Consider the following 13,923-nt stretch of genomic DNA (forward strand, 5'->3'; position numbering starts at 1 on the left):
CACTTCAATCCTATCTTAACACAGATTGGTTAAAAATGGCTGTCCCAAATATAATTTTCATAAAAACTTAAGAAACCCCAATTTGTTGCCAATTAAAAATATCCATGATACAATATATTTAACTTTACATAACGGAGGTCAATTATGAAAAAATCCATTACTTTTATCGGCGGCGGCAATATGGCATCTGCCATTATCGGCGGTATCTTAAAAGCAGGTTTTGCAGACCCGGAAGATATCACAGCCACCGCAAAGACAGATCTTACCTGTGAAAAATTAAAAAAAGAATATAACATAAGAGCCACCACAGATAATGCCAAAGCGGCGGAACACGCAGATATTCTATTCCTGGCGGTAAAACCCTTTCTGTTTAAAAGCGTTATCCCCCAAATCCGTGACATGGTGAAACCGGAAGCCCTGATTGTATCCATTGCCGCCGGACAGACTATGGATGCCATAGAAACCCTATTTGACAAAGATATTAAACTGATACGGGTAATGCCAAACACTCCGGCCCTTGTGGGGGAATCCATGAGCGCCCTGTGCCAAAACAGCCATGTTACCAAGGAGGAAATGGCGGAAATCCTAAAGATTTTTGAAAGTTTTGGGAAAGCGGAAACCCTGCCGGAATCTTTGATGGATACCGTTACCGGAATCAGCGGTTCCTCCCCGGCCTATGTGTACATTATGATTGAAGCCATGGCAGACGCCGCCGTGGCAGACGGTATGACAAGAACCCAGGCGTATAAATTTGCCGCTCAAGCTGTCCTTGGCTCCGCCAAAATGGTATTGGAGACAGGAAAACATCCCGGTGAATTAAAGGATGCTGTCTGCTCCCCGGGAGGCACTACCATTGCCGCTGTGGCCAAACTGGAGGAAAAGGGATTTCGGGATGCCGTAATTTCCGCCCAGAGAAGCTGTGTGGCAAAGTCAAAGGAAATGAAATAACAGAAAAAACTGCCTGAAAATTGCAAAACATCATTTTCAGGCAGCCTTTACAGTTTCTTTAAACAAACTGATTTTTCCCCTCATCATAAGCGTAATCCAGCACTTGAAGGGTATCCCGGATTGTCTCCTCCGCTATGTTCTGGGATGCACAAAATTCCTCCAGGGATTCATAGCGGTTCCGAAGCTGTGTATTCACATAACTTAAAAGCATTGCCGGGTCTTTGGGTAAACTGTACTCCATAAAATCACATCACCTCTAAATTTATAAAAGAGTTATTTTTTTCTCTCCACTCCGTATTTTGCCTCCAATTCCTTCACAGTATTCGCATATTTTTCCTGTTTTCTCTGCTGCAGAAGCTGGGAGTAAAGATTGTCCTTAATCTCCTCATAGGAGACTTTCTTTTCCTCTTTTTTATCCTCCACAAGAATCAGATGATAGCCAAACTGGGTTTTTACCGGGCCTAAAACTTTCCCCATTTCTCCCTCAAAAGCAGCTTTTTCAAACTCCGGAACCATCTGTCCCTTGCCAAAATATCCCAAATCTCCACCTTTTTCTGAAGACGGGCAGGTAGAATACTCCCTTGCCGCTTCCTCAAAGGCTTTTCCCTCCGAAATCTCCTTTGCGATTTTTTCCGCCTGCTCTTTTTCCTCCACTAAAATATGCTTTGCGCAAACCTGTGCCCCTGCCACAAACTGTCCCGGATTCTCATCATAAAACTTCTTGATTTCCTTTTCGTCCACCGCCACTTTTTCAATGACAGAGGTTGCCGCCATATGGCTTGCCAGCTCATTTTTCATCTTCTCCAAAGTCTCTTTATATTCCTGAGACTCCTTAATCTTCTCCTCATCTGCCATCTTTGCAAAAAGATGGAATCCGATTAACTGCTCTAAAAGCTCGTCTTTCGCCTGGGGATTGGAAAGGTAAACCTGCTGCTCGGGAGGATAATTTGCAATCAGGTTATTTAACTCCTTCTCCGTAATCTCATGTCCTGCTGCCACCGCTAATATTTTTTCGCTCATTTCTTTCTCCTTTTTCTATTTATTTAAATTTACACATTCCTCTTACCTGCATACACATAGGTGCTAAAATAAAGCACAGATGCGATAATCACAATCATAGGCCCTGTTGCCACATTAGTATAATAGGAAATAAAAAGGCCCAAAATCCCGGAAAACAGAGAAAATACCAGGGAAAAGAAATGATACTCCCGCATGTTTTCCGATATATTCCTGCTGGCCGCCGCCGGCAGGATTAATAGTGCATTGATAATTAAAATTCCCACCCATTTAATGGAAAGCATCACAATCAAAGCCATCACCACCGCAAAAAGGTTTTCCATCAGTTTCACAGGAATATGCCTTCCTTTTGCCAATGTCCTGTGGATGCTTGCCGCATTGAGATAATTAAAGCAAAAGCACCAGAAGACCAGGGTAAAGGCAAAAATCCCCAGAAGATACAGGATTTCCCCCCGGGTAATACTTAAAATATCCCCCACCAAGAGACTTGAATATTTGCTGAAATTTCCCCCGGCAGATAAAATTGCAAGGCCCAAAGCCACGCTGCAGGAGGAAAACACGGAAATTACCGTATCAAACGCCGCTACCCTCTCTCCAATAAAATTCAAGAGAAGGGCAAAAGCCACGGCAAACACAATCATGGAAAGGCTCGTGTCACCAATGCCAAAAACCACCCCAAGGGCGATCCCCGTCAATGCGGAATGGCCCAGGGCATCAGAAAAAAACGCCATTTTTTTCTGGACAATCATGGTTCCCAAAAGCCCGAATAACGGGGTAATAATAAGTACCGCCAAAAAGGCATTCCTCATAAACCCATACTGAAAAAATGCCGTAAGGCTTTCTAATCCCATGTTATCTCACCTGCCTTCTTTCCCCTGTCTCTCTTTTTCGACACATACCCCGGAAGTTCCTCTCCCCCGAATATTTCTTTAAATTCCTCACTTGCAAAAACATCTTTGGCGCTGCCGGATTTTACCACGGTCTGGTCTAAAAGGATTACCTGGTCTGCATATTTCGCCACATAGTCCAAATCATGGGAAATTAAAATAATGGACAGGTCAAAATTTTCTTTCAGGTATTCCATAGTGCGGTAAAAAAGCTCCATGCCGCTTTGGTCCACCCCGGAAACCGGCTCGTCCAAGAGAAGAAGGTTTGGCTCGTCCATAATTGCCATGGCCAGGAGCACCCGCTGAAGCTGGCCCCCGGAAAGCTTGCACACCTGCCTGTCCAATAAATCTTCCACCTCAAATATTTTTAAAGCCTCTTTGATTTCCTCTGCAATACTTTTTTTCTTTTTTAAAAATACAGGGAAACGGTAATGGTAACTGGCAATTAAATCATATACGGAAATGGGAGTGCTTTTTTCAATATTCAGGCTCTGGGGCACATAGCCGATTTTCAGTTTCTGAATCCTGCCGTTTTCCCTGTCCTTAAATTCAATGTCCCCCTCATGGGGAATATCGTTTAATATGGCCCGGATTAAGGTGGATTTTCCCGCCCCGTTTTTTCCAATTATCACATTTAAACTTCCGCAGTGAATGTGCAGGTTTACATCCTCCAAAATCACCTGCTCCCCTAAACGAACCCCCAGATGGTTAATTTTTATGCAATGCAGCCCGCAGGGCTTTCTGATTTTCTTCATACTATTCCACCCCGTAAGCCTCTTTTATGAGACGGATATTTTCTTCCATGCCGCTAAGATAGCTGTCCGAAGAGTAATCCCCCCGCACCAGGGTATCCAAAAAGCACACCTTTGCATCCGTCTCTTTTTTTACGGTTTCCGCCATCTCGCTTCCATACAGTTCCTCTGCAAAAATCACAGCACTGTCATTTTCCTTAAGGGCAGATATCACATCTGACACCTCACCGGCGGATACCTGGCGCTCTTCGTCCAAATCCAGGGTAAAGGCCACATGTAACCCGTAATCTTCTGCCAGATAAGCGTATGCTTCATGAAAAGAAATCATACTTTTCCCCTGGATTTTACTTCTGATTTCCTTCTGCTCCTCCTCCAGTTTGGAAAGTTTTAAAAGATAAGCTTCTTCCTGTCCCTCATAATATTCCCGGTTTCCCTCATCCATCTTGCAAAGGCCCCGGGCAATATTTTCCACCTGCTTTTTATGCTTTTCTACACTCATCCACACATGGCTGTTATCCTCTAAAAGCCCTGCATCCTGGCTGGCATCTAAAATTTTAAGGTCTGGATAGGACTTTGCCACTTTGGACAAAAAATTTTCTATCCCTCCCCCGTTTACGATAAATACATCCGCCCTGGAAAGAAGCTTCATATCCTCCGGGGTAAGCTGATAGTCGTGCATACACCCGGTTTGGGGCTCGCTTAAATTTGTAAGGGTTACGCCCTCTGCGTCTCCCACAATATTTTCCGCTGCAATGTACATGGGGTAAAAGGAAGTCACCACAAAAAATCTCTCTTCCCCCTTTTCCCGGCTTCCCACATAAAGAGCTGTAAAACAATAACCTGCAAACGCCACTGCAATAAGCAGCAGCGTTACAAAACCATACTTATGTTTCATTCTTTTTCTCTGCTGCCTCCAGTACCAGGGTGTCCATGTATTCCCATATTTCCTCCCTGCCCTGTTTTGTCATGGCTGAATAGGGAAAAACCTTTGTCCCCGGCTCCACCTTTAGGCCCTCCCGTATGATTTTTACATTTTTCTGCACCTGGCTTCTCTTTATTTTATCTAGTTTTGTGGCAATGATGATGGGGGCAAAGCCCTGATACACCATCCACTCATACATCATCCTGTCATTTTCCGAGGGGGCATGGCGGATATCAATGAGAAGAAACACTGCCAAAAGCTGCTTAGAGCTGTGGAGATAATTTTCTATCATAGCGCCCCACTTTTTCTTTTCCGATTCAGCAATCTTGGCATAACCGTACCCCGGCAAATCCACCAGATACATTTCCCCGTTGATATTGTAGAAATTAATGGTCTGGGTCTTCCCCGGCTGTGCGGAGGTTCTGGCCAAAGATTTCCGGTTCATCAGCCCGTTAATGAGAGATGATTTTCCCACATTGGATTTTCCGGCAAAAGCCACCTCCGGCAGTGTATTTTCCGGGAGTTTGCTGGTAACGCCGCAGACGGTTTCCAACTCCACATTTTTTATAATCATAGTTCCCTCCGTTTTCCAGATTGTGCCCGGGAAACCCCGGATTATACCAGGGCTGTATCAAGGACCTCCTGCATGGTTTCCACATACACGATTTTTAACCCCTGTTTTATCTCCTCAGATATCTCCTCAATATCTTTCTGGTTCTTCTTTGGCACGCACACGGTCTTAATCCCCGCATTTTTTGCAGCCAGGGTTTTCTCCTTTAGCCCTCCTATGGGAAGGACTCTCCCCCTTAAGGTAATCTCCCCTGTCATAGCCACATCCGCCCGGACTTTCCGCTTCGTAATAGCGGAGAGCATAGCGGTGGCCATAGTAATCCCCGCCGAAGGCCCGTCTTTTGGAACTGCGCCTTCGGGTATATGGATGTGGATATCATTCTCTTTAAAAAATTCTTTTGAGATATGGAATTCTTTGCTCACGGAACGGATATAGCTGATGCCCGCCTGGGCGGATTCCTTCATCACATCCCCAAGCTGCCCGGTGAGCTGAAACTCCCCTTTTCCCGGCATTACATTCACTTCAATCTCTAAAGTGTCCCCACCTACGCTGGTCCATGCCAGGCCCCGGACAATTCCGATTTCATCGCTTTTTCCCGCCTTATCGTAACTGTACTTTTCTTTTCCCAGGTATTTTCCCAGATTTTTTCTGGTGACAGCCACCTTCTTCTTATCCCCCTCATACACTTCCCTGGCAGCTTTCCTGCAGATTTCTCCCAGTTTCCGCTCCAAGTTCCTGACTCCCGCCTCCCTGGTATACCCGCGGATTACCAAGGAAAGGGCATCCTTGCTGAGGGTGAGCTGTTCTTTTTTCAGGCCGTTTTTCTTTAACTGTTTTTTTACAAGATGCTCACTGGCAATATGCATTTTTTCATTTTCCGTGTAACTTGTCACTTCTATGATTTCCATACGGTCCAAAAGGGGCCTTGGGATGTCCTGGGCGGAGTTTGCCGTGGCAATAAACAACACTTCCGACAAATCTATGGGAATCTCCACATAGTGATCCATGAACTTACTGTTTTGTTCCGAATCCAGCACCTCCAGCAAAGCCGATGAAGTGTCCCCTTTATAATCGCTGCTGACCTTATCAATCTCATCCAAAAGCATCAGGGGATTTTTTACCCCTGCAGACCTAAGCCCTGAGACAATGCGGCCGGGCATGGCACCCACATAGGTTCTTCTGTGGCCTCTGATTTCCGCCTCATCCCTTACGCCCCCTAAACAAATGCGCACATACTCTTTGGAAAGAGCCTTTGCCACAGACCTGGCAATACTTGTCTTGCCTGTTCCCGGAGGTCCCACAAGGCAGATAATTGGGCTTTCCCCTTTGCTGGTAAGATTTCTCACCGCCAAAAACTCCAGCATCCTTTCTTTCACTTTCTCTAGTCCGTAATGGTCATTATTTAATATTTTTTCCGCATGCTTCAAATCCTTATTATCCCTGGATGCCTTCTCCCAGGGCAGATCCAAAAGTGTCTCAATATATCCCCTGGCCACAGCGCTCTCGGAAGAACTGGAACCAATATTTTTAAAGCGTTTAATTTCTTTTTCTATTTTTTCTTTTACATCTTTATTTGCTTTTAACTTCTTTAAAGCCTCAAAAAAATGGTCCACATCGGACTCTGTGTTATCCTCCCCCAACTCCTCCCGAATTACTTTCATCTGTTCCCGGAGCAGATATTCTTTCTGGTTTTTGTCCACTCTCTCCTTGACCTTTTCCTGAAACTCCCTCTTGATTTGAATAATATTTTCTTCCTGCAATATCATGGTCATGAGAACCTCATACCGGTCCTCCAAGGTCACAGCCTCCAGAAATTTTTGTTTTTCCTCATAGTGGATAGGGATATTGTTTGCAATCATATCCATCAAATGTTCCACGTCCCTTTCATCCGCCACCTGTCTGGCAAACTCCTTGCCCTGCTTGGGATTTAACGAGGAATAATGGGCATAAATTTCCTGGATGGCCCGAAGCATCCCCTCTTTTACCACAGGGGAATATGCATTTTCGCTGTCGTCCTCAATTTCAAATATCTCTGCCATAAAAAAGGGCTCTGTCTGGACAAGACCTGCCAGTTCCGCCCGCTCGCAGCCCTCCACCAAAATACGGACGATATTGTTTTGCATTTTAATCACCTGTTTGATTTCTGCAACCATCCCGATATGATACAACTCTTCCAGGCCGGGATTCTCCACCCCTAAATCTTTTTGGGTCACCAGAAAAAGTTTCTGTTCCCCTATCATTGCCTCTTCCACCGCCTGGATGGATTTTGGCCTGCTGACATCAAAATGCGCCACCATTCCCGGCAAAATCGTCATTCCCCGAAGGGCCACCGCCGGCATTGTCAAACTTGTGTCTCTCAATGTAAAACCCTCTTTTCTAATCACTAATGAAATCTTTCCTGCTTCCGTTTACAAAAGCTGTCAGCAGTAATGAAAGGTATTACTGTGACAGCTCTCATTTTCAGGCTTTTTATTCCCTACGCACTTTTTGATTCTAAAAGCAACTGCTCATCTTCCTCCACAGAATCCACATAACCTTTCTGCTCTACCAAGGCCTTATCTATGGTACATTCTGTGATTGAGGAATCTGATGGAATTTTATACATTAAATCCATCATAACATTTTCCATAATCGCCCGCAGCCCTCTGGCCCCGGTCTGTCTATCCAGTGCCTTCCCTGCAACAGCCTCCACCGCATCATCATTGAAATGCAGCGCCACCCCGTCCAGCTCAAAAAGCTTTTTGTACTGCTTAATCAGGGAATTTTTCGGCTCTGTCAATATGCGGACAAGTGCTTCTTTATCCAGGGAATCCAGGGAAACCGTAACAGGCACCCTTCCGATAAACTCAGGAATCAGGCCGAACTTAATAAAGTCCTGGGGCATGGCATGTTTAAATGCTTTCCCCACGTTCATCTCCCGTCTGTCCTTTACCGTGGCATTAAAACCAATCGTCTTTTCATCCAGACGGCTTTCAATAATTTTTTCCAGCCCGTCAAACGCACCACCGCAGATAAATAAAATATTGGTAGTATCTATCTGAATCAGCTCCTGCTGGGGATGCTTCCTGCCCCCCTGAGGCGGAACAGACGCAACCGTCCCCTCCAAAATTTTAAGCAGGGCCTGCTGTACTCCCTCCCCGGACACATCCCGGGTAATGGATACATTTTCTGACTTCTTGGTAATCTTGTCAATCTCATCTATATAGATAATACCGTGCTGCGCCCGGTCAATATCATAATCTGCCGCCTGAATAATCTTCAGCAGGATATTTTCCACATCCTCCCCCACATAACCGGCTTCTGTCAATGTGGTGGCATCTGCAATGGCAAAGGGCACATTTAAAATTCTTGCTAAGGTCTGGGCAAGGTAAGTTTTTCCGGAACCTGTGGGCCCAAGCATTAAAATATTGCTTTTCTGCAGCTCCACGTCAAGATCCGTCCCCGCCAAAATCCTTTTGTAATGATTATACACTGCAACGGAGAGCACTTTTTTTGCATTGTCCTGACCAATGACATACTCATCCAGAAAATTTTTTAACTCCTCAGGTTTTAGCAGATTAATCTGCTCCTCAACCTGCTCCTCGTCCTCTTCCTCAAATTCTTCCTCAATAATTTCTGCGCAGATATCCACACATACATCACAGATGTATGCCCCGTTGGGTCCTGCAATCAGTTTTCGCACCTGTTCCTGGGATTTTCCGCAAAAGGAACAACGAATCCTTTCTTCACCGCCAATAAAACTTCTTCCTGCCATCTCTCATCTACTCCCGATTCGTAATTACCATATCAATAAGGCCATAATCTTTGGCTTCCTGTGCGCTAAGCCAATTATCCCTGTCCGTATCCCGCTCTAACATCTCAATGGGTTTCCCGCATTCCTCCGCCAGAATCTTGTTTATCTTATGCTTCGTCCCCAAAATATGCTGGGTTGTTATCTCCATATCACTGGCCTGGCTTCCACTGGGCATGCCTCCCATAGGCTGGTGAATCATAATCTCTGCATTGGGCAGTGCCATACGCTTGCCCTTTGCTCCCCCTGCCAAGAGAAATGCTCCCATACTTGCCGCCATGCCGCAGCAGATAGTGGACACATCACATTTAATATAATTCATCGTGTCAAAAATTCCAAATCCGGCAGAAACCGAACCTCCCGGGCTGTTAATATAAAGCTGGATATCCTTTCCAGGATCCTCAGCCTCCAAAAATAAAAGCTGGGCAATCACAATACTTGCCGTAGTGTCATTGACCTCTTCCCCCAGGAAAATAATCCTGTCTTTTAACAATCTGGAATATATATCGTAGCTGCGTTCTCCTCTGCTGGTCTGCTCTACCACATAAGGTACTAAACTCATATTTCTGCCTCCTAAATCCCCAAACAGACCGGCTCTTAGGAAGCCAGTCTGCCCGAAGTGCTATTCTTTTATTCTGCTGCTTCTTTATCCTTTTTCGGCTTTGCTTTTGCCCGCTCTTTCACATTTTCCATTACAAGTTTCACTGCTTTCTGCACGGAAATGTCCTTTTTCATGGACTCTTTCTGGGCATCGCCTAAAAACTCACTCACTTTCTCCGCTTCCATGCCGTAAGCTTTTGCCATCTTCTCGATTTCTGCCGCCACATCCTCATCGCTTACCTGGATATCCTCTGCCTTTGCAATCTCCTCCAATACCAGGCTGCTCTGGATACGGCTGAGGGCCTCCGGTTTCACCTGCTCCTTCATTTTATCCATAGTCATACCGGAAAACTGCATATACTGCTCAAAACTTAACCCCTGCTGGGAAATTCTCTGGGCAAACTCTTCCACCATAACCTCAACCTGTGTCTCAATCATGGCCTCTGGAATTTCCATGGAAGATTTATCCACGATTTTCTTAATCGCCTCATCCTCTTTTGTGCGTCTGGCCTCTTCCTCTTTTGTCTCCCCCAGTTTTTTCCTGACGTCTTCCCTGTACTCTGCCAAAGTGTCAAACTCAGACACATCCTGGGCGAACTCATCGTCTAACTCAGGAAGCTCTTTCACTTTAATCTCGTGAATTTTCACCTTAAATAAAGCCGGCTTTCCTGCCAGTTCCTCTGCCTGGTACTCTTCCGGGAATGTAACGTTGACTTCCGTCTCATCCCCTGTATTTTTACCGATTAACTGCTCCTCAAATGTATCAATGAAAGAATGGGAACCGATAACCAGAGAATGATTCTCCGCCTTGCCGCCCTCAAAGGCAACACCGTCCACAAATCCCTCAAAATCAATCACTGCTGTGTCTCCATCCTGGATTGCACGATCCTGTACAGTCACAGTTCTGGCATTGTGATTTCTCTCTTCCTCAACAGCCGCATCCACTTCCTCGTCTGATACGGATGTGTCGATTTTTGCAACGGTTACACCCATATATTTTCCCAATTTTACTTCCGGCTTCACTGCCACTTCTGCCGTAAAAATAAACGGCTGGCCTTTTTCAATCTGCGTAATATCAATGGTGGGACGTGAAACCACATCTACGCCGCTCTCGTCCACTGCTGGGCCATAATTTTCCTGAATCAGCCTGTTTGCAGCATCTTCATAAAAAATTGCCGCTCCATACATCTTCTCAATCATCTGTCTGGGAACTTTACCTTTACGGAAACCTGGAAGGCTGATTTTACTTTTTTCTTTTAAGTAGGCTGCCTGTATAGCCTTTTCCACCTTATCTGCAGAAACTTCTATTGTAAGTTTTGCCATATTTTTCTCTAAGTTTTCTACCTGTACACTCATTATACCTGTTTTCCTCCTTCATATCTCCATGGTATACGTTCATAGCAGCAGACACATGCCAAAAAGGGCATACTTCCACCGTCTCACAGTCATTGTAGTATTATAGCACATGGTATTTTAAAATACAAGAAAAAAATTTTTTAAACTCTTTAGTATTCTTGACATTTACAGCAGGAAATTGCAGCCTTTTTTACAAAAAAGCAGAGCCAGAAGATTCTGTTTCCTTCTGACCCTGCCTCTGCTGCATTTACCGCAGCCCGTGCTTCATTTTTCTGTTACTGTCCGGAAGACATTTTCTCTTCCTGGCTTCTAATCATTTTACGAACCATCTCACCGCCGATGGATCCAGCCTGACGGGAAGTTAAGTCACCATTGTAACCCTCTTTCAAAGGAACGCCAAGTTCAGAAGCTACTTCCTGTTTAAAACGGTTTAATGCCTCTTTTGCCTCCGGTACCTCAACTCTATTGCTGTTGTTTGAATTTGCCATAGTTTCATACCTCCAAAGTATTCTCCGGCATCGCCGGTTTTTTTCTCCTGGATAAACTCTGTTGTTTATCCTGAAAATAGTATGGTTTTTAATTTCAATTTTATGTTTGGTAAGTTTCCCCAGAGCAGGCATTTTTTATCTTTTAAAATGACCAGATGCCGGAAGCGTTTTTGTAATCGCTGTCCCAATCGCCCCGGATTCCAATCCCTTTCCCGGATATGGTCACTTTATTTTTATTCTTTTCCCGCTTTGTTTTAATTCCTTTATTGGATTTTTCGATATGACCTCCAAAAAGCCCTTCCTGTACTTCTCCTGCTCTTGTGAGCTTAATATTATCAAAAACTGCATTGACTTTATCACCGCTGAGCCTTACGGACGCTTCCACTCTTGGGTACACTGCAGTATTTGCAAGATTTTTGTTTGTGAAGCTGCCAATCTTTTTATAGTCAAGATATACGTTTCCTTTTCCTTTGCTGTCAATAGTGATCATCATATGGTATTTCTTTCCAACTTTTAGGGATTTTCCGCTTGGCCTTGTGTACTCCTGCTGGCCCGGCGCATTGGATTTCACATTTTCAATTAAGGTCACCGCTTTATTTGTATAGGGTGCAACGGCATGTTTGTCAAACTGAATCCCGTAGGACACGGCAGAAGTGGACGTCACCAGCACAAGTTTTGCATGGTAGCCGGAGCCGGAACCCTTTAATGTAATATCCGCCTCAATTCCTGTGGAGCATTTTGTGTTTTCCAGGGTTTTGCCGTTCTTTGTCTTCTGTTTGGATACTTTGCTGTAATCCCCGAATTTCTTTGTCTTCCCGTCGTAGCTGCTCATTCTCACATAGTAGGTTTTATTGGGGATAAAATCGTAAATCTCAATGCTGCTTGATTTTACATCCTTTATCTCTACCGTCCTTGTATTCTTTTTGGGGAATTTCTTATTGGTAGAATACTGAAGCTGATATTTCTTTGCCTCTGGAATCTTTTTATAAGAAATCTTTAATGTTCCGGGTTTTGTGGATTTCATGGATTTAATTGTGGGGGGATTGATTTTCCACTGTGCATACAAAGTAATTTGTCCCTCGCCTGCTCCTGCCATAAGAGGCGCCGCATCATCTCCCTGGGCATATGCGTCCCCCTTGCCGTCTGCCCTTGTATTCCATCCGGAAAAGGTATAGTTTTTTCTGGTAAAAACATTTGCCGGAATGGTTACAGCCGCACTGGGAGACGGCGCTAAGGGTGCCATCACCCCGGAACCTCCGTTGGCATCAAAATTTATTGTAACACCGCAAACTCCATTTTCTACACCTGCTGCCGAAATCTCTGCACCCTGGGCAGTGCCTGCCCCAAAAATCAGTGCCGTGGACAAAAGCAGCGCTGCAATTACTTTTTTCATCTTCTCTCATCCTTTCCTTTATCCCATTATGGTTTTTCTTAACAAATTTATTATAGCACAGCACATAGAATATTACAACTTTTACGTGTATTTAAAAAAAATAACAAAAATAGAATTGACAGGCTTTCCCAAAAGAAATACTCTAAAAGCATAGACAAATTTCAACGATATACGGAGGTATTTTATGAGTAAATTAGGAATTTTTATGGCTGACGGCTGTGAGGAAATCGAAGGGCTTGCCGTTGTGGACGTACTGCGCCGGGCAAAAATGGATATTATTACCATTTCCGTAAACAAAACCAATACGGTAAAAGGCTCCCACAATATTACTTTTCTCACTGACACGGTGTTTGAAGATGTAAACTTTGAAGAATTGGACGGGATTATCCTTCCCGGAGGCATGCCGGGTACAATAAACCTAGGAGACCATGAAGGTGTGGTATCCCAGGTAAAAACCTTTGCTGCTGCGGGAAAACTTGTCTGCGCCATCTGCGCCGCACCCTCTGTTTTAGGGGCTGCCGGGATTTTAAAAGGAAAAAAAGCAACCTGCCATCCCGGATTTGAGGAAAAATTAACCGGGGCAGAACCTCTTACGGATAACGTGGTTACAGACGGAAACGTAATTACAAGCCGGGGCATGGGGACTGCCATTGACTTTGGCCTTGCAATCGTAAGCTACTTTAACGACCAGTCCGTGGTGGATGATGTAAAGCTCCATCTTGTATACAAATAGGTGATTTCATGGAAATTGAACGAAAATACTTGGTGAAAAAACTTCCTGAGAATTACAGAGACTTCCCTTCAAAGGAACTGGAGCAGGGATATCTGTGCACAGAGCCGGTTGTGCGGGTGCGCAGGGCTGATGACAAATTTACCCTGACCTACAAAGGCCGGGGGCTTATGGTACGGGAAGAATACAATCTCCCCCTGACAGAGGAGGCTTATCAGCACCTGCGGGCCAAAGCAGACGGCATCCTCATACACAAAATCCGCTATAACATTCCCTATAAGAAAAAATATACCATTGAACTGGATGTGTTTTTAGATGATCTGGCTCCCCTTATTCTGGCGGAAGTGGAATTTAGCACGGAGGAGGAGGCGAATGCCTTCCTTCCCCCTGATTGGTTTGGAGAAGATGTTACCTTTTCTACAGAATACCACAACAGCACCCTGAGCAGAAAACCTGGGTAAGCCATTGT

At 44.7% G+C, this 13,923-nt stretch carries 15 protein-coding genes; 3 read left to right on the plus strand and 12 right to left on the minus strand.

Going from position 1 to position 13,923, the window contains the following annotated elements; all coding sequences use genetic code 11:
• Window positions 1–144: 144 nt before the first annotated feature.
• Entirely contained in the window at window positions 145–948 is an 804-nt protein-coding gene (proC, locus tag D7Y06_RS08630; protein ID WP_120407407.1) for a pyrroline-5-carboxylate reductase, read from the plus strand.
• Between the two features lie 58 nt (window positions 949–1,006).
• Here proC and D7Y06_RS08635 read toward each other — a convergent pair whose 3' ends face one another.
• The 12 genes from D7Y06_RS08635 to D7Y06_RS08690 all read right to left on the minus strand — a co-directional run bounded on the left by D7Y06_RS08635 (window position 1,007) and on the right by D7Y06_RS08690 (window position 12,724).
• A complete protein-coding gene (locus tag D7Y06_RS08635; RefSeq protein ID WP_120407408.1) occupies window positions 1,007–1,189 on the minus strand; it encodes a DUF4250 domain-containing protein in 183 nt (60 codons plus the stop codon).
• Between the two features lie 32 nt (window positions 1,190–1,221).
• The gene (locus D7Y06_RS08640; protein WP_120407409.1) at window positions 1,222–1,968 is read right to left on the minus strand and encodes a peptidylprolyl isomerase; all 747 of its coding nucleotides are present in this window, start codon (window positions 1,966–1,968) and stop codon (window positions 1,222–1,224) included.
• 29 nt (window positions 1,969–1,997) lie between these two features.
• On the minus strand, window positions 1,998–2,816 hold the full coding sequence (locus tag D7Y06_RS08645) for a metal ABC transporter permease (RefSeq protein WP_120407410.1): 819 nt from the start codon (window positions 2,814–2,816) through the stop codon (window positions 1,998–2,000).
• Window positions 2,807–3,607, minus strand: a complete 801-nt coding sequence (locus D7Y06_RS08650) for a metal ABC transporter ATP-binding protein (protein WP_120407411.1) — start codon at window positions 3,605–3,607, stop codon at window positions 2,807–2,809. Before D7Y06_RS08650 ends, D7Y06_RS08645 begins: the two co-directional genes overlap by 10 nt.
• Window position 3,608: 1 nt before the next feature.
• Window positions 3,609–4,499: a metal ABC transporter substrate-binding protein gene (locus tag D7Y06_RS08655; RefSeq protein WP_120407412.1), complete on the minus strand. Its 891-nt coding sequence runs from the start codon at window positions 4,497–4,499 to the stop codon at window positions 3,609–3,611.
• Window positions 4,489–5,100 (minus strand): ribosome biogenesis GTP-binding protein YihA/YsxC, encoded by a 612-nt coding sequence (yihA, locus tag D7Y06_RS08660; protein WP_120407413.1) that lies wholly within the window; start codon window positions 5,098–5,100, stop codon window positions 4,489–4,491. Before yihA ends, D7Y06_RS08655 begins: the two co-directional genes overlap by 11 nt.
• A gap of 41 nt (window positions 5,101–5,141) precedes the next feature.
• Window positions 5,142–7,457 carry an endopeptidase La gene (gene lon / locus D7Y06_RS08665; protein WP_330566414.1) on the minus strand — a complete coding sequence of 772 codons (2,316 nt, stop codon included), beginning with the start codon at window positions 7,455–7,457 and terminating at the stop codon, window positions 5,142–5,144.
• A 116-nt stretch (window positions 7,458–7,573) separates the two neighbouring features.
• Window positions 7,574–8,851 (minus strand): ATP-dependent Clp protease ATP-binding subunit ClpX, encoded by a 1,278-nt coding sequence (gene clpX / locus D7Y06_RS08670; protein WP_120407414.1) that lies wholly within the window; start codon window positions 8,849–8,851, stop codon window positions 7,574–7,576.
• 7 nt (window positions 8,852–8,858) lie between these two features.
• Window positions 8,859–9,449 (minus strand): ATP-dependent Clp endopeptidase proteolytic subunit ClpP, encoded by a 591-nt coding sequence (gene clpP, locus D7Y06_RS08675; RefSeq protein WP_120407415.1) that lies wholly within the window; start codon window positions 9,447–9,449, stop codon window positions 8,859–8,861.
• A 68-nt stretch (window positions 9,450–9,517) separates the two neighbouring features.
• Window positions 9,518–10,843, minus strand: coding sequence for a trigger factor (gene tig / locus D7Y06_RS08680; RefSeq protein ID WP_120407416.1), 1,326 nt, complete (start codon window positions 10,841–10,843; stop codon window positions 9,518–9,520).
• Between the two features lie 275 nt (window positions 10,844–11,118).
• The gene (locus D7Y06_RS08685) at window positions 11,119–11,331 is read right to left on the minus strand and encodes an alpha/beta-type small acid-soluble spore protein (protein WP_120407417.1); all 213 of its coding nucleotides are present in this window, start codon (window positions 11,329–11,331) and stop codon (window positions 11,119–11,121) included.
• Between the two features lie 142 nt (window positions 11,332–11,473).
• On the minus strand, window positions 11,474–12,724 hold the full coding sequence (locus tag D7Y06_RS08690) for an InlB B-repeat-containing protein (protein ID WP_120407418.1): 1,251 nt from the start codon (window positions 12,722–12,724) through the stop codon (window positions 11,474–11,476).
• 184 nt (window positions 12,725–12,908) lie between these two features.
• Between D7Y06_RS08690 and D7Y06_RS08695 the strand changes: the two genes are divergently transcribed.
• Window positions 12,909–13,457 (plus strand): DJ-1 family glyoxalase III, encoded by a 549-nt coding sequence (locus tag D7Y06_RS08695; RefSeq protein WP_120407419.1) that lies wholly within the window; start codon window positions 12,909–12,911, stop codon window positions 13,455–13,457.
• A gap of 8 nt (window positions 13,458–13,465) precedes the next feature.
• A complete protein-coding gene (locus tag D7Y06_RS08700) occupies window positions 13,466–13,915 on the plus strand; it encodes a CYTH domain-containing protein (RefSeq protein WP_120407420.1) in 450 nt (149 codons plus the stop codon).
• Window positions 13,916–13,923 lie beyond the last annotated feature (8 nt).

The organism is Roseburia sp. 1XD42-69, assembly GCF_003612565.1.
In the GTDB taxonomy this organism is placed as follows: domain Bacteria; phylum Bacillota; class Clostridia; order Lachnospirales; family Lachnospiraceae; genus Roseburia_B.